Here is a 16,893-nt window from a genome sequence, read left to right on the forward strand (position 1 = left end):
TTATTGAGTATTATATGATAATTCTCCTTGAGATGTCAAGATTTCTTCATAAGAAAGGGCGTTATTCGCCTTTCTCTCCGTCAACATCCTCACCAGCTGCAACCATTTGGTAATCCATCATATGATCCCAGTCATCATTATCCAGCATCTCAAGCTGTGCTTCAATAAGCATACGGAATCTTGTACGATATACTTTTGATTGTTTTTTCAGCTCTTCAATATCAAGCATAATTTTGCGAGATTTAGCTAGAGACTCATTAATAATACGATCCGCATTTTTCTCTGCTTCTTTAATGATAAGCTTTCCTTCTTTTTGAGCATTGCGTTTAACGTCTTCTGCTGTTTCCTGCGCAATTAAAATTGATTTGTTTAGCGTTTCTTCAATGTTTGTAAAATGACCAAGCTTTTCTGTTAGTTCATGAACTCGTTCTTCAATTTCTTTTTTCTCTCGAATAACTTGCTCATAGTCTTTAATAATTTGATCTAAAAATTCGTTTACTTCGTCTTCATCATATCCACGAAATCCTCTGTTGAATTCTTTATTGTGAATATCTAAAGGTGTTAAAGGCACAAGAGCCACCTCCATCAATTAAGTTCATAGTTAAATTTGTATATTTCACTACAGCGTTTTCGCTGTTACCAAATAAGGCTATCTAAACTACACATTGTCATATTCAACATTTTACATCACATTCCTGCCTTATTTAACAATTATTTTAGTTTACCAACCGTTATTCGCCATTTTTCTTTCTTTGTCTTTCCGTTAATGCTAACAACACGAGCTCGTCCATGCCCTTTTAAAGAAAGAGTATCTCCTTCATTACATTCAAAAGAAGGTTGTTCAAGTGTTTTCCAGTTCACTTTAGCATGTCCACCATTAATAAGAGTTTGAACTTTTTGCCGAGATATGTTGTGGATGGACGAAAGAACCGCATCAAGGCGAAGTGATGAAACTGTCGTTTCTTTCAGTTCTAATTCTTCTTTATTGTCCATTACACTGTTTAGCGGTTTGGTTTGTAACGATACAGACGTTTTTCCCATTTTTGAAATGTTCATTTTCACAAAGGAAGACATCTCCCGAGCTACAATAAACTGAATCCGCTCTTCTCCAGCAATAATATCTCCATACTTTGAACGTCTAAGGCCAACAGACATTAGAGTGCCAAGTACGTGCCGATGCTCTAGTGTAACAAACTTTGACGCGTACTTGACTTCAAAAAGTTCAAGCTCATAGTCTTCTTCACTTGGCTCATAATAGCTTGGAAATAAAAGAGCACGCTTTCTTTCTGCCCCTTCATAGCCACCAAAAAAAGAAACTTTTACGTCCCCTTCACTTCCGATAAGTGTATGCACAATATCCTGTTCACGGGGATCTAAAAAGTCTGTGAGCTTTGGGCTATATTGATTTAATACTTGCCCTTGCCACTCTAACACAGCGTCAACGAACTCGTGCTCTTCTTTTCTGAAATGCTGATAAAGTTCTGTCATTATACCACTCTGCTTGCTTTAAAATTTATAAAAACATCATAAACACTTGGTGCAATCCAATGCGAGCTAAATTTAGAACGAAAAACGCTACAATTGGTGAAATATCAATCATTCCAAGCGGTGGAATGATGCGTCTAAACACTTCTAAATATGGCTCACAAATGCGCCCTAAAAACTGACCAATGGCATTTTCTCTCAAATTAGGAACCCATGACATTAATACATAAATGATTAAAGCCCATGTGTAGATTTGAATCACATTATCTAAAATATTTAATATTAACAGAGCTACCACCTCTTATTATTGGTTACTTGTTCTTCACCTACGTCACTAATTGCTCCTGTAACGTCAACGTTGTCTGGTGTACATAGGAAAATATTCGTTCCTACTTTTTGAATATCTCCGCCTAATGCATAAACTGTTCCACTTAAAAAGTCTACAATGCGCACGCCTTGATCGCGGGAAATGCGCTGCAAGTTTACTACAACTGCTTTTCGATTTTTTAAATGATCTGTAATATCCTGTGCTTCTGCATACATTCTTGGCTCAAAAAGCACCACTTTTGAAGATTTTTGTACGCTTTGAAGACTGATAACATTTTGATTTTGGTTTTGAGTTTGCGTTTGCTGTTTCATCTCTCTTGGCTCTTGCTCCCTTGGTTCCTCTTCATATCTTCTTTGCTCATATTCTTCCTCTACATATTCATCTTCTTCAAGAGCAAAAAAGTTTTTGAACTTACTTTTCATTCCCATTGTTCTACCTCTCCTTCTTAAAATTCTTTTCCAACAAGCGAGGTTCCGATACGAACAAAAGTTGCGCCTTCTTCAACAGCTATCTCATAGTCATTGCTCATGCCCATTGATAGCTCTGTGCAAGGTGCGGATGGAAGATTTAGAGCTGTAATTTTTTCTTTTAACAGTCGAAGTTCATAAAAGTAGTGTCTTAGCTTCTCTTGATCTTCAATGTGCGGAGCCATTGTCATGAGGCCTATCACTTCAATATTTTGAAAGTCTGACAGCTTTTGCACGAATGGAATAACCTCTTCTTTTTTTAAACCGTGCTTTGTTTCCTCATTTGATACATTGACTTGAATAAAACATTTTACAGGGTGTTCCGCTCGTTTTTCTATTTCTTTCGCAAGAGACAAACGATCCAAAGAGTGAAGATAATCGATTTTATTAATAACATCTCTCACTTTACGCGTCTGCAGAGAACCAATAAAGTGCCAGACAGCTTCTTCACCAAGCGTCTCATATTTGTCCAGAAATCCTTCATTGCGGTTTTCTCCTAAATGAACCACGCCAGCGTCTAACGCTTTTTGAGCTGTTTCTTTTGAAACATACTTTGTCACAGCAACGAGTTTTACTTCGTCAATGTTACGATTAGCGCGCTCACACGCTGCCTTTATTTTGCTATGTATATGTGCGGCATTTTGTGCAACGTTCACAGGTTGACACTCTCCTTATATCCAATAAAACTAAACATTCTTCCTGTTTTTCCTTCATTACGGCGATGTGAAAAAAATGTTTCACTTTCACAGCTTGTACAGCGTGAGGAAAGAAGAATATTTTCTTCTGCAATTCCTGCTTGTAAAAGCAGATGCTTGTTCACTTTTTGCAAGTTCAGTGTATACTGACCTTTTTCAACTTCATTATACGCACTTCCTGACCTATCATCTAGCACCGTTTTTACTAAATCAATAACTTCATCATTTACAATATAGCAACATTCGCCAATTGATGGTCCGATAGTAACAAAAGTCTCACTCTCTCGTATTCCTTCACTTTTAAAAGCGGAAATCATCTCTCCTGCAATGTTTCCAACTGTGCCACGCCATCCTGCATGAGCAAGACCAATACAGTGATAATTCGGAGCTATAAAATATAGCGGCACACAGTCTGCGAAACAAAGCGAAAGTAAAACTGATGGATCTGTTGTATAAATACCATCACATTTTGCGATGCCATCACTGTAGCTTTGTGTTCCTTTACCTTTATCATTCATCGTTACTTTCTGAATATTTGTGCCATGAACTTGTTCTGCACATACCCAGCTTTCGAGTGGAAATGACAATTGTTCTGCTACAATATGACGATTTTCAACAACGTCTTTTGCACTATCATTCACATGTAGACCAAGATTTAAGCTCTCATAAGGGGGAGAACTTACTCCACCCTTTTTTGTTGTAAATCCAGCCGTTAAGTTGGCATACTTACTTTCCCACGGCTCTAACGATAAAAGGGTTTCTTTCTTACTTTTTACAAACGGTTCCATTTATTATCAATCCACACTTCCCCTTATTATAAGCATAGCTTTTTCTCATTGTAACACAGTTTGTTATCATCTGTTGACTAAAAAGTGTGCTCTATTCACTAGGAAATTCAGAGGCTTTTTTATAGCGAACTAAAATAACATCTGAGCCAATTTTTACTATACTTCGCCATGGAATAACAATTTCCTCTTCTTTTGTAAACATACTTAACATTCGATTTGAACCTTGAATAATAATCGAATAGATTTTTCCTGTTGAAACGTCAATATCCACATCCCCAATGTTCCCTAACCGCTTCCCATCTGATACGTTCACAACGTCTTTTGCCTGAAATTCTGAGATTCGAATCATCTCTTTCTCCCCTTTATACACTTTTTACTATATATATGGGACGCGTTGTAAAAACAGAAGTTAATCCGATAAAAAAAGCGGTTAAGACTAGTCTTAACCGCTTTTTTGCACTTAGTTCTGAATATTTTTGTTCATTTGTTTAATAGCTGCTTTTTCGAGCCTTGAAACTTGAGCTTGTGAGATCCCAATTTCCTCAGCAACTTCCATTTGAGTTTTCCCTTGAAAAAACCGCTTGCGCAAAATCAATTTTTCACGCTCGTTTAATCTTCTCATTCCTTCTTTAAGGGCAATTTCTTCAATCCAGCTTGTATCTTTATTACGGTCATCACTAAGTTGATCCATTACATAGATTGGGTCGCCCCCATCGTTATAAATTGGCTCAAATAGCGAGACAGGATCTTGAATCGCGTCAAGGGCAAAAACAATTTCTTCGTGTGAAACATCGAGCACTTTTGCAATTTCTTCTGCTGTTGGTTCTTTAGAAGTTTCACCAATGATTTTCTCTCTCACTTGCAACGCTTTATACGCAATATCACGCAGTGATCTTGAAACCCGTATCGGATTGTTATCGCGCAAGTAGCGACGAATCTCCCCGATAATCATCGGTACGGCATATGTGGAAAACTTAACGTTTTGGCTAAGATCAAAATTATCAATAGATTTCATGAGACCGATGCATCCAACTTGAAACAAATCGTCGACATATTCACCACGATTATTAAACCGTTGAATGACGCTTAGCACAAGACGCAAATTTCCGTTTACGAGCGTTTCTCTAGCGCTAGTATCACCGCTTTGCATGCTTTTAAAAAGCTTGCGCATTTCTTCATTTTTTAGTACAGGTAGTTTTGCAGTATCAACGCCGCATATTTCTACTTTGTTTCTTGCCAATGGTGACCCTCCTATCAGGAGATGATGTTCAAAATTCAGTATCTCCTTGAAAGGAAAAAATATGCACGTAGGGATGCCACGAAAAATGAGAACAAAGAGCAAAAGGGCATTATATATACGTTTCACTGTTTTTATTTCTAAATTTCGAAATATTAAAAGAAAAGCGAGAAGGCTTAATTCCTTCTCGCTACACCATTTTATTAAATTCTTTTTGCAATCTTTTAATTATTCGCTTCTCAAGTCTTGAAATATAAGACTGTGAAATTCCCAGCATATCAGCAACATCTTTTTGGGTTTTCTCTTCATCTCCTCTTAAACCAAAGCGAAGTTCCATAATTTGTTTCTCTCGATCTGTTAATTGATGAAGAGCTTTTAAAAGCAGTTTCCGATCAACTGTTGCTTCCAAATCCTTTGTAATAATATCGTCTTCTGTTCCTAAAATATCAGAGAGAAGAAGCTCATTACCGTCCCAATCAATATTTAACGGTTCATCAAACGATACTTCTGAACGAAGCTTATTATTGCGTCGTAAATACATAAGGATCTCGTTTTCAATACAGCGCGAAGCATATGTGGCAAGCTTAATTTTCTTTTCCGGATTAAATGTGTTAACTGCTTTAATAAGGCCAATTGTCCCAATGCTTATTAAGTCTTCAATATTTATCCCCGTGTTTTCAAATTTACGAGCGATATACACAACAAGCCGCAAATTACGTTCAATAAGAATCGAACGGGCTGCTTCATCTCCATTCGGAAGCTTTGTAAGCAAAACAGCTTCTTCTTCCTTAGAAAGCGGAGGCGGTAGTGCTTCGCTTCCTCCAATATAGTATACTTCATCCGTTTTTAAACCAAGCTTAATTAAGAGTTTGTACCACCATAATCGCAAGCGAATTTTATATGTAGCCATTTTTCTGCCCCTTTCTTCTCTCAAATTAAGAAACGTTTGATACAACAATCATTTTTGGATGAACAATACATTCGTACGCTTTTTCAGGTGAAAGTTCGACAGGACTTATGCCAACGAGAACTCGTTTTACTTTCATTTCTTCATCTTGATATTGAAATGTTACGAAGTCAGGCTTCAAAGCTAACAACAGCTGACTCGAACTGCCAACACTTCTGTATGGAACAAAGCGAATACGGTTTGTCCATTCTACAGGTAGTTCATCATAAAGATGATCTTCATCAAGACTTGATGTTAACTCAAGAAGCTTTGAAGGTACGATTTCACTCATTAGCTCTTTTACAGCAATCATAACAGGCGTTTTTGTCAACGGCTCTGTAAGCTGGTTTCCGCTGTCAATCAGCCCTTTTGCCTCTACTCTTTGTCCATTAATATGAATTGTCACTGGAATCAATTCATCATAAAGCACTTTTCTCGTTTGCAATCCTTCCACTCTCTTTTTAGAAAAATAAAAAAGAACAGGAAATGTGAGAACAATAAAAACCCAACTTACAGGATCTCCAAAGCTTGCTGAGTGAGGAGCTGCAGCAGCTTGGAAAATAAGCGTGTCTGAGAACATAAAGTGAAGACCCATCAGTCCTCCTCCAACTGTAAAAGTAGCAAAATAGAATGTTAATAAACTCTCAATCAAGTAGCGGAGGCGAACAAAACCAAAAGCCACAAGGACCATTACAACCGAAAAAGTGAGTTTTCCTCCATAGTGTTCTACAAAAGGAGCTGCATCTGTAAATAAAAGAATGACAATCAATGATCCAATAAAAGCTCCAAGAAGCAGTCTCCACCATTTAAAAGACCTCTTTAAAAGAACCGCACAAAGCAGCAGAAGTAGCGCGTCAAATAGAAAGTTTAGTAGCCATATTAAATCAAGATAAATGGCCAACTCTGTTCCACTCCTCCCTCTTATTCTTCTTTTGTTATGAATTAGTATAAAACACTGTCCCACCAAAGTCTGTCAGTTCATGATGAGAGAAAGAAGTAATTTTGACGTTTTTTTGCTCATTTTGTTTTCTTCTTAAATAAAAAAATCCCGAGAGGATTTCCTCTCGGGATTTTTTTATATTATGCTTAACGACGACGATTACGGTTTCGTAAGAATGTCGGAATATCTAGCGCATCATCAGATTGAGATGGCTGTGAAGAAGGACGGCTGTACTCCTGTTGAGAAGTTGGCTGTTCTTCACGCTTTGGCGCAGGCTCGCGTTTTAAAGGCTCACGCTTTGGCTGTTCACGCTCATATTTTTGAGATAGTGGTGGACGTGATTGCTGTGCTGCTTTTGTAAGATTTGAATCATCAAACCCTGTTGCAATAACTGTAACAACAATCTCATCTTTTAAATTTTCATTGATAACTGATCCGAAGATCATGTTTACTTCTTGATCTGATGCAGAAGCAACAATATCAGCAGATTCTTGGACTTCATAAAGGCTTAAGTTTGTTCCACCTGTAATGTTCATAAGAACCCCTTGCGCTCCATCAATAGATGTTTCAAGAAGCGGACTTGAAATCGCTTTTTTCGCTGCTTCCGCTGCACGATTTTCTCCTGTTGCAATTCCAATACCCATTAAAGCAGATCCTCTGTTAGACATAATTGTTTTTACGTCTGCAAAGTCTAAGTTGATAAGACCAGGAACAGCGATTAAATCCGAGATACCTTGTACACCTTGACGAAGTACGTTATCTGCTTCACGGAATGCTTCAAGCATTGGCGTGTTTTTATCAACGATTTCAAGAAGACGGTCATTTGGAATAACAATTAGCGTATCTACCGCTTCTTTCATTGATTGAATACCGCCTGCAGCTTGTGTTGCACGTTTTTTTCCTTCAAACGTAAATGGACGTGTTACAACACCAACTGTTAAAGCACCTTCTTCTTTTGCGATTTGAGCGATAACAGGAGCAGCACCTGTTCCTGTTCCACCGCCCATACCAGCTGTAACAAATACCATGTCAGCGCCTCTTAACGCTTCTTGAATTTGCTCTTTGCTTTCTTCCGCTGCTTTTTTACCAACTTCAGGATTAGCCCCAGCTCCTAATCCTCTCGTTAACTTTGCACCAATTTGCATTTTCACTTCTGCTTTTGATAGATTTAAGGCTTGAGAATCCGTGTTAACAGCAATAAATTCTACACCTTGTACACCGTGTTCAATCATGCGGTTTACAGCGTTGTTACCGCCGCCACCTACACCGATAACCTTTATTGTTGCTAATTGATCCACATTAGTATCAAATTCCAACATCTTAAGTTCCTCCTAATTCTAGAAATTACGTTGCTTTTAATCAAAGAAATATCCGAAAAATCGTTTCATCCGATTTGATAAGTTCTTTTCATTTTTCGGCTTCTGCTTTGAATTTGCGTTTGAGTTTGAGTTTATTTTTGCGTTTGGTTTTGGTTTTGGCTGTTGAGGAGCCATTATTTCTTCCTCAACCATCTCTTCTTGAATAGGTGTACTAATATCCCGTCCTTGAATTTTTGCATTTTTATAGGCGAACTTTATTAGGCCAACACCTGTTGTAAAATGTGGTTCTCTTACTCCAATGTAATCAGGCATTGCAAGTCTTACATTGTTTTCAAGTACCACTTCTGCCAGTTCAAGAACTCCTGGCATAGAAGCGACACCACCTGTTAGTACATATCCTCCTGGAACATCTTTGAATCCTAAATTGTTTACTTCTTGAACAACCATATCAAAGATTTCCTCTAGTCTCGCTTCGATAATGTCAGCGATTTCTAGTTGGTTGAACTGCTGATGTTGATCGCTTCCAATGATTGGTACACTAAATACTTCTTCTTCTGATGCATGATCATAAAATCCATGGCCGTGAGCAAGCTTAATTTTTTCTGCATCTTCTGTTGAAGTTCTAAGACCAATTGAAAGGTCTTTTGTGAGATGTTCCCCACCGATTGGAATAATTCCTGTAGCTTGTAAGTGCCCTTTGCTGAAAACAGAAACGGTTGTTGAACCGCCTCCCATATCAATCATTGCGACACCAAGATTTTTTTCATCCCGAGAAAGAGCAATTGAACCTGCTGCTAGTGGTTGCAAGCAAATATCCGTAATCTCAAGTCCAGCTCTCTCTACACAGCGTAAAAAGTTATGTAACACGGTCTTCGATCCCGTAATAATCGTGCCTTCCATCTCAAGACGGACACCTAGCATTCCTCTAGGATCTGTAATCCCTTCTAGTCCGTCTACAATGAACTGTCTTGGAATAACATCGATAATTTCACGGTCAGGAGGAATAGACATAACTTGCGCTGCATCAATAACACGTGCAATATCGCTATTCATAATTTCCCGATTCTCGCTTGAAACAGCTACAACTCCGTGACAATCTTGTAATCTTACATGGTTTCCGCTAACGCCAACAACAACGCGATGAATCTCCATACCTACCATACGCTCTGCTTGTTGGACAGCCTTCTTTATCGAATGAACGGTTTCATCTATATCAACAATCGACCCTTTTTTAAGTCCACTAGATTCCACGTTTCCAACACCAATGATATTTAGTGAATCATCACTCATTTCACCGATGATTACTTTCACACTGGATGTACCGATGTCAAGACTTACGAAAATCTCATTGCTGTTCATTCTCTGGCACCTCCCTTAACACTTCAATCCTACTTTTTTAGGAGAACAACAATTATATTTATCATATGAAACTATTCAACATATAGCTCTTTTTCCCTTTTGTGAATTGAATTTTTTTATCTTTTTTGTTTAAATAACCGTTATTTTTAATAGAGTTAGATCATAACAAGAATTTACTATTAAGTGAATGTAAAAGATTCGTAAACCTATTAAATATTAGTCTACACTAATATGAACGGCTAGAAAAGTGTAACTTACGCCCAATTGGGTATTATAAAACAAAGAAAGAGTAAAAAACACCGAAAAATAAATCTACCTCATTTTCCCAGCTCTCTTCACTTATTTTGTCCCTTTAGAAACAGTAGTTATAACGAGCTAATTATAGAACGATACTCCCTTTAAAAGGTTTCACTTTTCCTACTGAGCTTCTTCTGCTTCATCTTCTTTTTTATCGTCTTTAAAGTATGGGTCGTAAAGTCCGTCATATACTTCAAAATCAATGACTCCTGCGGCTTCTGGTCCTAACTCACTAACGATTTGTGGATAAGCTAAAATTTTCTTTGATAAATCTTCAATATTTGCCGTTACTTCAAAACCGTCATTCATATAAAGCGTGATAAACATTTTGTTTACATCTGTTGGAGTATACTCAATTTCTGAAATTGAATGCGCAATGCTGTCTGGAATCTTAATCAGTTCTTTGATCATTTCTTCCAAACGTTCGCCATTATTCCAACCTACTAAGAGCGGTGCATCCCCATGGGTATCTTCCCCTTGATTAGATTTTAAGATCTCTCCGTTTTCTAAGATAGGAATGAATTTCCCGTCATCAGCTACGTAAGCAACACGATCATACTCTTTCACATGAATATTGATTTTGTTAGGAAAAGCCTTCTCAATAGAAGCACTCTTAATTTGCGTATTTTCTTTAATTTTTTTGCTAACATCATCTGAATTAACGCTAAAAAAGCTCGTATGTGTTGATAAATCGCTCGCTTTAATAATTTCTTTTTTGGATGTGTACTCGTTTCCTTCGACGTTAATCTTAGCCACGTTACTAAGCGACGATTGTGTGTAAAGAATAAACAAGATCAGGATAAAAAAAACGGACATGTATATAATAAGTCTCCGATTAGCTCTTGATTTTCTTTGTTCCTTTAGCTTAGGTAAACGATCTTCCAAATTTACTACTTTGCGTTTATCCATGTTCATTCACCCTATATAGCTTAGTCATACAAGCAAGAGCCTGTACATATTACTAACATTATAGCACATACAGCACGCCTAAAAACGATATTCTCGCAATCGATTCTTCGTACGTGTAAGAAAGGATTGTGTTTTGTTCCTTTATTAGAGCAAGGAAAAAGACCACTTTCTTCAAGTGATCAAAAGAATTAAAAAGTTGCATCCCTCTAATTTGCGATATAAGGGAAAGCCAATTACTCACTTTCCCTTTCTTTCATACTTTCAAACAGCTTTTCTTATGTCTTTGTTCCTTTTGTTACGGTAAATGATTTAGCTCACAATTTCAACTTCTGTGTGCATTTCAATGCCTTCTTTTTCTTTTATTGTCTTTTGAATATACTTGATAAGATCAACAACATCCTGTGCTGTTGCACTTCCTGTATTCACAATAAAGTTCGCATGAAGGTCACTTACTTTTGCTCCACCGATCTCATATCCTTTTAAGCCATTCTTTTCAATGAGCTCTCCTGCATAGTTGGGAAGCGGATTTCGGAAAATACTTCCTGCACAGGGAAAATTCCATGGCTGCGTTTCTTTACGATAGTCTTTGTTCTTTTGAATTTTTTCAACAATTGCCTCGCGATTTCCTTCTTCAAGAGATAATACAGCCTCGATACAAATACCAGGACGTTCGTTTTGAAGAATAGAGTGGCGATATGAAAACTGAAGTTCATCATTTGTTAACCATTCAATTGTTCCATCTTCAAATAAAACAAGCGCTTTTTCCAGTATCTTGGACATATCAGAACCGTGGGCTCCTGCATTCATGTAGACAGCGCCGCCCACAGAGCCTGGAATTCCCGCAGCAAACTCGAGCCCTGTAAGCCCTTTACGGCTTAGCTGTGTTGCAAGTGCAACAATGGAGTATCCTCCTCCAACTTTTACCTTTGTTCCCTCAACTGTAAGATCGCTAATATCTCGACCAAGCTTAATAACTGCTCCTTTAATTCCTTCATCAGACACAAGCAAGTTAGAGCCGCGACCAATTGCTCGCCATGGAATGTTATGTTTCTTAATAAGAGTCATTGCTTTCTCAAGACCTTGAACGCTATTTGGCTCAATAAAGAGCTCCGCAGGGCCGCCAATTTTAAGCGTTGTATGATGTGCGAGAGGCTCATGCTGAAGCACTTTTCCTACATTATTTTCTTTTAGTTCTTGCACTAACCGTTCCATAGAATCCTCCTACGTTTATCTAGCTATATACGTCCACTTTATTATATGTGGGTATTGACCTAATAGTGATTTTGACCATTTTATTAAAGGTGACAAAAGTTATTTTGTCAAGTTCTTCAAAAGCTCATAAAGAACGGTTGCTGCATTTGGCATACCTAACTTTTTCGATGCAGCTCTCATATCTTTCAGCTTTTGCTCATTAAGTAAAATTTCATCAATGGACTCAAGCAAGCGTTCGCCTGTTAAATCAGCTTCTAAGCAAAGCGTTGCTGCATCATTGTCGCTTAGTGCACGTGCATTTTTTTCCTGATGGTTATTTGTTACATACGGACTTGGGACTAAAATGCTCGGAAGCCCTAACGCGGTAATTTCTGAAAGAGTTGTTGCTCCTGCTCTCGCTACAATCAAATCAACACCAGAAAGGACTTCTGGCATGTTATGTAAGAAAGGCTTAACAATAACATTTCCTTGCGCTCCCGCTTCTTCAAGCTGCTTCACAACTCGCTCATAGTGCACATCACCTGTCACATATAAAAATTCGTACGGTTTTTGACCCGCTTCCTTTATAACGCTTAACAGTGCATCATTAATTGGGCGAGCTCCTCGGCTTCCTCCCACAATAAGTACACTTTTCTTAGTTAAGCTAAGACCAACATCTTTTTTTCCTTTTACTCCGTCCTGATTAAGTACTTCAGAAGCACGGGGATTTCCTGTCATAACCACTTTTTCACTAGGGAAAAAAGCTTCTGCCTGTTCAAAGCATACAGCCACTTTATCTACATATTTGCTTAAAAACTTATTTGTTAAACCTGGAACGCTGTTTTGTTCATGAATAACGGTTGGAACCCCAAGCTTTGAAGCAGCGTAAACAACAGGGCCACACACGTATCCTCCTGTTCCAATTACAACATCTGGTTTAAATTCTTTAATATACTTTTTACTTTTAGATACACCCTTTAAAAAGCGGGCTACTGTTTTTACGTTATCAAAAGATAGCTTTCTCTTAAACCCTGAAATTTCAATTGCTCGAAAAGGAATACCTGCTCTTTTCACAATATCGCTTTCAAGTCCTTTTTCTGAGCCTATATATAAGACTTCTGTATTAGTTTCTTGTTTTTGAATTTCTCTAATAAGGGCTAAAGCCGGGTAAATATGACCACCCGTTCCGCCTCCACTTACGATTACTTTCATATCTTTCACCTCATCTGCACAACTTTTTAAATCATACCATAAAATTATATTACATAGATGATATGAAATTTACGTTTTTTAAACATTTTCTCTTCTATTATTGCATGAAATTTCTATTACAGAGACATTCCTAACTATTTTATCAAAAATAATAAGAGATAGAAAAAAAGAACTGCTACAATTGTAGCAGTTCTTTTTTAGTAACGAGAATGTCGACTAACGTTTAGCAGCACTCCAACAGCTGCTAGCATAAGTGTTAAGGAAGATCCTCCATAGCTTAAAAACGGTAGCGTAATCCCCGTGACAGGGATTAAATTTGTTACAACTCCAATATTAATCATTACTTGTATAGCAACCATTGAAATAACCCCAATAGCTAGAAAACTACCGTACAAGTCAGGAGCTCCAAGCGCTATCCTTACTCCTCTCCATAGAAGGAGAGCAAACAGGATGAGCACAATCGAGCCGCCAATGAAACCAAGCTCTTCTGCTAAGATAGCAAAAATGAAATCTGTTTGAGGTTCTGGCAAGTAAAAGAACTTTTGTCGACTTTGACCAAGTCCCATCCCAAGCAAGCCGCCTGGACCGATAGCATAGAGTGATTGGATAACCTGAAATCCACTTCCTAGCGGATCTTCCCAAGGATCAAGGAAAGACGTAATTCGCTTGATACGATACGGTGCAGAGGCAACAAGAGCAACAAAGCCTGCTACCCCAACAAGTCCTAAATAAGCGAAATGACTAATTCGGGCTCCTGCTACAAAAATCATCACAATACATGTTCCAACCATTACTGTTCCAGTACCTAAGTCAGGCTGAAGCATAATGATGCCAAATGCTAGAAAGACAAGCCCAAGAGAAGGCATTAGTCCTTTCTTAAAAGAAGTGATCTTCTTTTGATTATCTGCTAGATATTTGGAAAGAAACGCAATCATTGCAAGCTTCATGAACTCTGAAGGCTGAATGGAAAAAGCTCCAACGCCAATCCAGCTTGTAGAGCCGTTTCGCGTCATCCCTACTCCAGGAACGAGAACAAGTACAAGAAGCACAAAGCAAATGATAATAAGGGATTTTGACCATTTCCGCCATGTCCAGTAATCAATGTTCATAATAACAAACATGGCACATACCCCAAGCCCTGCAAACAATAGCTGTCTCTTAGCAAAAAAGAACGAATCATCAAACTTGTACGAAGCCCATACAGCACTTGCACTGTACACCATAATGAGTCCAATTGTAAGCAATGAAAGAGTTAATACAATTAAAATGAAATCTGGCGTTGTTTTTTTAGTTGACAATGTAGCACACCTCTGACTACAAGAATTCAGAGCTTCTTCCTAAGGTGTGAACAGTTTTTGAGACAAGCTCCTATTTTAGCTTATGCACGCAATTAATAAACATGTCACCGCGCTCTTCAAAAGTTTTAAACTGATCCCAACTTGCGCATGCAGGTGATAAAAGAATAACGTCTCCTTCTTCTGACAGTTTATATGCTGCTGCAACAGCCTTCTCTACATTATTGACACGTTTGATTGTTTGTATTCCCACATTTTTTGCAGTCTCTTCAAGCTTTGGTGCTGTTTCTCCAAATGTCACAAGCGTTTTTACACATGAGAGCGCATCTTCTAAATCTTCAAATCCATTTCCACGATCAAGACCGCCAGCTAATAAAATGACGTTCTCTTTAAAACCAGAAAGTGCTGCCTTTGTTGCTAAAATATTCGTTGCTTTTGAATCATTATAAAACGCTCGGCCATCAATATTTGTGACGTACTGCATTCGATGTTTAACACCTGTAAATGTTTTCAAAACACTAACAATCGCTGCTGTGCTTGCTCCGTAAAGCTTGCATGTAGCAATCGCTGCTAAAACATTTTCAATATTGTGCTCTCCTTTTAATAAAACATCATCCCAGCTAATAATTTTCTCTTCTTGGAACATCAGTTTATTTCCTGATAAATAAGCTCCCTCTTTCAGCTCTTTATGACGTGAAAAAGGTACAACTTTTGATTTGATACTCCCGAGATTAGCAGAAATGACAGGGTCATCAGCATTGATAACTGCATAATCTTCTTCATCTTGATGGCTAAATAAATTAAACTTCGCTTCAACATATTCCTCTTTTGAAGAATGATAGTCTAAATGAGCATCAAAAATGTTTAATAATACAGCTATCTTAGGTTTGTATTCTCGTATTCCCATAAGCTGAAAAGATGACAGCTCTGTAACAATAACTTGGTCTTTTTCTGCTTTAGCTCCAACTTCACAAGAAACCGTTCCAATGTTGCCTGCAATAAGGGGTTCTTTTTGGGCTGCTGCTAAAATCTCATAGATGAGAGTTGTTGTCGTTGTTTTCCCATTGCTTCCCGTAATTCCGATAATTGGAGCTTCCGACAGCTCATAGCTTAACTCAACTTCTGTAATAACAGGAATCTCTCTTTTTAAAGCTTCTTGGAGAAAAGGAATGCGATATGGAATTCCAGGATTTTTCACAACCATATAAGCATTATCTAAAAGGGATAGAGGGTGCTCTCCAAATACAGAAGAGATCCCCTCTTTTTCTAGTTCTCTTTTTACTTCTTCTTCTGGTTCTGTACGGTCTGTTACCGTTACATTAGCTCCAAGTCTATGTAGAAGTTTAGAAGCGGCTAGCCCACTTTTGGCTAATCCTAAAATAACCACATTTTGATTTTCATATGTTTTGATTGTTTTCACTTAAATCCACACCTCAATATAAATGCCTAAAATCGCAAATAGTAAACCAACTGTCCAGAACGTCATAACAACGCGCCATTCGCTCCACCCGCTAAGCTCATAGTGGTGATGAAGCGGACTCATTTTAAAGATGCGTCGTCCTGTTGTTTTAAATGAAATAACTTGAATAATAACAGATAGCGTCTCAATAACAAATACGCCTCCGATAATAATGAGCAGAATTTCAGCGTTAATTAAAATGGCAATTGTAGCAATAGCTCCTCCAAGCGCTAGTGAACCTGTATCTCCCATAAACACTTTTGCTGGATAAGCGTTAAAAACTAAGAAGCCAAGTAAAGCTCCAACAACAGCTACAGAGAAAATAGCTACGTTAAACTGCCCTGCATACCAAGCAAGCACAGCAAAAGCTCCAAATGCAATCGCTCCTGTTCCAGATACAAGACCGTCAAGCCCGTCTGTTAAGTTTACGGCATTTGAAAATCCAACAAGCCAAATAATTAGAAAGATAACATAAAAGATACCAAGCTCGATTTCTACATCTGTACCTGGAATATTAACCGCTGTTGATAGATTAGCTGAACGCGCTACGATGTAAAAAATAACGGAAATAACAATTTGTCCAAGCAGTTTCTGCTTTGACGTTAATCCTAAGTTACGCTTTAGAACCACTTTAATAAAGTCATCTAAAAAGCCTAATAAACCAAATCCAATTGTTACAAATAGAAGTAAGAATGTTTCAACTGTTGGTTCTAGATAAATATTTGTCATCACAAGTGTTGTGATCACGATGGAAAGTAAAATCATAATTCCGCCCATCGTTGGCGTTCCAGCTTTTTTCTGGTGTGATTTTGGTCCCTCATCACGAATGCTTTGGCCAAACTTCAAACGTCTTAAAAACGGAATGAAGAAAGGGGAACAAACCGCCGTTACTAAAAACCCCACCAAAATTGTTACTAATATCAATTGCTCAAACACGTGATTTCCTCCTCTTAACATCAAAAAACA

At 37.9% G+C, this 16,893-nt stretch carries 18 protein-coding genes; all 18 read right to left on the reverse strand.

Annotated features, from left to right (window positions below):
• Positions 1-61: 61 nt before the first annotated feature.
• Complete coding sequence (locus ACK3CR_RS20775) at positions 62-571, reverse strand: DivIVA domain-containing protein (protein WP_019391742.1); 510 nt, start codon at positions 569-571, stop codon at positions 62-64.
• Positions 572-711: 140 nt separating this feature from the next.
• Positions 712-1,488, reverse strand: coding sequence for a YlmH family RNA-binding protein (locus ACK3CR_RS20780; protein WP_243518087.1), 777 nt, complete (start codon positions 1,486-1,488; stop codon positions 712-714).
• Between the two features lie 25 nt (positions 1,489-1,513).
• Positions 1,514-1,774, reverse strand: a complete 261-nt coding sequence (locus tag ACK3CR_RS20785) for a YggT family protein (RefSeq protein WP_124049923.1) — start codon at positions 1,772-1,774, stop codon at positions 1,514-1,516.
• Between the two features lie 2 nt (positions 1,775-1,776).
• The gene (locus ACK3CR_RS20790) at positions 1,777-2,241 is read right to left on the reverse strand and encodes a cell division protein SepF (protein ID WP_243518084.1); all 465 of its coding nucleotides are present in this window, start codon (positions 2,239-2,241) and stop codon (positions 1,777-1,779) included.
• A 17-nt stretch (positions 2,242-2,258) separates the two neighbouring features.
• Positions 2,259-2,936, reverse strand: coding sequence for a YggS family pyridoxal phosphate-dependent enzyme (locus tag ACK3CR_RS20795; RefSeq protein ID WP_243518081.1), 678 nt, complete (start codon positions 2,934-2,936; stop codon positions 2,259-2,261).
• Positions 2,933-3,763: a peptidoglycan editing factor PgeF gene (gene pgeF / locus ACK3CR_RS20800; RefSeq protein WP_488976076.1), complete on the reverse strand. Its 831-nt coding sequence runs from the start codon at positions 3,761-3,763 to the stop codon at positions 2,933-2,935. Before pgeF ends, ACK3CR_RS20795 begins: the two co-directional genes overlap by 4 nt.
• 91 nt (positions 3,764-3,854) lie before the next feature.
• Entirely contained in the window at positions 3,855-4,112 is a 258-nt protein-coding gene (locus tag ACK3CR_RS20805; RefSeq protein ID WP_243518072.1) for a YlmC/YmxH family sporulation protein, read from the reverse strand.
• Between the two features lie 111 nt (positions 4,113-4,223).
• Positions 4,224-5,045: an RNA polymerase sporulation sigma factor SigG gene (gene sigG / locus ACK3CR_RS20810; RefSeq protein WP_372450208.1), complete on the reverse strand. Its 822-nt coding sequence runs from the start codon at positions 5,043-5,045 to the stop codon at positions 4,224-4,226.
• 145 nt (positions 5,046-5,190) lie between these two features.
• Positions 5,191-5,910, reverse strand: a complete 720-nt coding sequence (gene sigE, locus ACK3CR_RS20815; RefSeq protein ID WP_019391734.1) for an RNA polymerase sporulation sigma factor SigE — start codon at positions 5,908-5,910, stop codon at positions 5,191-5,193.
• A gap of 25 nt (positions 5,911-5,935) precedes the next feature.
• On the reverse strand, positions 5,936-6,847 hold the full coding sequence (gene spoIIGA / locus ACK3CR_RS20820) for a sigma-E processing peptidase SpoIIGA (RefSeq protein WP_019391733.1): 912 nt from the start codon (positions 6,845-6,847) through the stop codon (positions 5,936-5,938).
• A 185-nt stretch (positions 6,848-7,032) separates the two neighbouring features.
• On the reverse strand, positions 7,033-8,205 hold the full coding sequence (gene ftsZ / locus ACK3CR_RS20825) for a cell division protein FtsZ (protein ID WP_268584431.1): 1,173 nt from the start codon (positions 8,203-8,205) through the stop codon (positions 7,033-7,035).
• Positions 8,206-8,241: 36 nt separating this feature from the next.
• Complete coding sequence (ftsA, locus tag ACK3CR_RS20830; RefSeq protein ID WP_328122290.1) at positions 8,242-9,564, reverse strand: cell division protein FtsA; 1,323 nt, start codon at positions 9,562-9,564, stop codon at positions 8,242-8,244.
• A 417-nt stretch (positions 9,565-9,981) separates the two neighbouring features.
• On the reverse strand, positions 9,982-10,770 hold the full coding sequence (locus ACK3CR_RS20835) for a cell division protein FtsQ/DivIB (protein WP_243518062.1): 789 nt from the start codon (positions 10,768-10,770) through the stop codon (positions 9,982-9,984).
• A 309-nt stretch (positions 10,771-11,079) separates the two neighbouring features.
• On the reverse strand, positions 11,080-11,982 hold the full coding sequence (murB, locus tag ACK3CR_RS20840) for a UDP-N-acetylmuramate dehydrogenase (protein WP_243518060.1): 903 nt from the start codon (positions 11,980-11,982) through the stop codon (positions 11,080-11,082).
• Between the two features lie 99 nt (positions 11,983-12,081).
• Positions 12,082-13,173, reverse strand: a complete 1,092-nt coding sequence (gene murG, locus ACK3CR_RS20845; RefSeq protein WP_488976077.1) for an undecaprenyldiphospho-muramoylpentapeptide beta-N-acetylglucosaminyltransferase — start codon at positions 13,171-13,173, stop codon at positions 12,082-12,084.
• Between the two features lie 197 nt (positions 13,174-13,370).
• Positions 13,371-14,471, reverse strand: a complete 1,101-nt coding sequence (spoVE, locus tag ACK3CR_RS20850; RefSeq protein WP_040056699.1) for a stage V sporulation protein E — start codon at positions 14,469-14,471, stop codon at positions 13,371-13,373.
• 70 nt (positions 14,472-14,541) lie between these two features.
• Positions 14,542-15,888, reverse strand: a complete 1,347-nt coding sequence (gene murD, locus ACK3CR_RS20855; RefSeq protein ID WP_488976078.1) for a UDP-N-acetylmuramoyl-L-alanine--D-glutamate ligase — start codon at positions 15,886-15,888, stop codon at positions 14,542-14,544.
• On the reverse strand, positions 15,889-16,863 hold the full coding sequence (gene mraY, locus ACK3CR_RS20860) for a phospho-N-acetylmuramoyl-pentapeptide-transferase (protein WP_019391725.1): 975 nt from the start codon (positions 16,861-16,863) through the stop codon (positions 15,889-15,891).
• Positions 16,864-16,893 lie beyond the last annotated feature (30 nt).

The organism is Priestia sp. TRM10 (genome assembly GCF_057808375.1).

Coding starts and splice junctions, on each gene's coding strand:
- ACK3CR_RS20780 (WP_243518087.1), bottom strand. CDS start 1,488: ATGACAGAACTTTATCAGCATTTCAGAAAAGAAGAGCACGAGTTCGTT.
- ACK3CR_RS20790 (WP_243518084.1), bottom strand. CDS start 2,241: ATGGGAATGAAAAGTAAGTTCAAAAACTTTTTTGCTCTTGAAGAAGAT.
- pgeF (WP_488976076.1), bottom strand. CDS start 3,763: ATGGAACCGTTTGTAAAAAGTAAGAAAGAAACCCTTTTATCGTTAGAG.
- ACK3CR_RS20805 (WP_243518072.1), bottom strand. CDS start 4,112: ATGATTCGAATCTCAGAATTTCAGGCAAAAGACGTTGTGAACGTATCA.
- sigE (WP_019391734.1), bottom strand. CDS start 5,910: ATGGCTACATATAAAATTCGCTTGCGATTATGGTGGTACAAACTCTTA.
- ftsZ (WP_268584431.1), bottom strand. CDS start 8,205: ATGTTGGAATTTGATACTAATGTGGATCAATTAGCAACAATAAAGGTT.
- ftsA (WP_328122290.1), bottom strand. CDS start 9,564: ATGAACAGCAATGAGATTTTCGTAAGTCTTGACATCGGTACATCCAGT.
- ACK3CR_RS20835 (WP_243518062.1), bottom strand. CDS start 10,770: ATGGATAAACGCAAAGTAGTAAATTTGGAAGATCGTTTACCTAAGCTA.
- murB (WP_243518060.1), bottom strand. CDS start 11,982: ATGGAACGGTTAGTGCAAGAACTAAAAGAAAATAATGTAGGAAAAGTG.
- murG (WP_488976077.1), bottom strand. CDS start 13,173: ATGAAAGTAATCGTAAGTGGAGGCGGAACGGGTGGTCATATTTACCCG.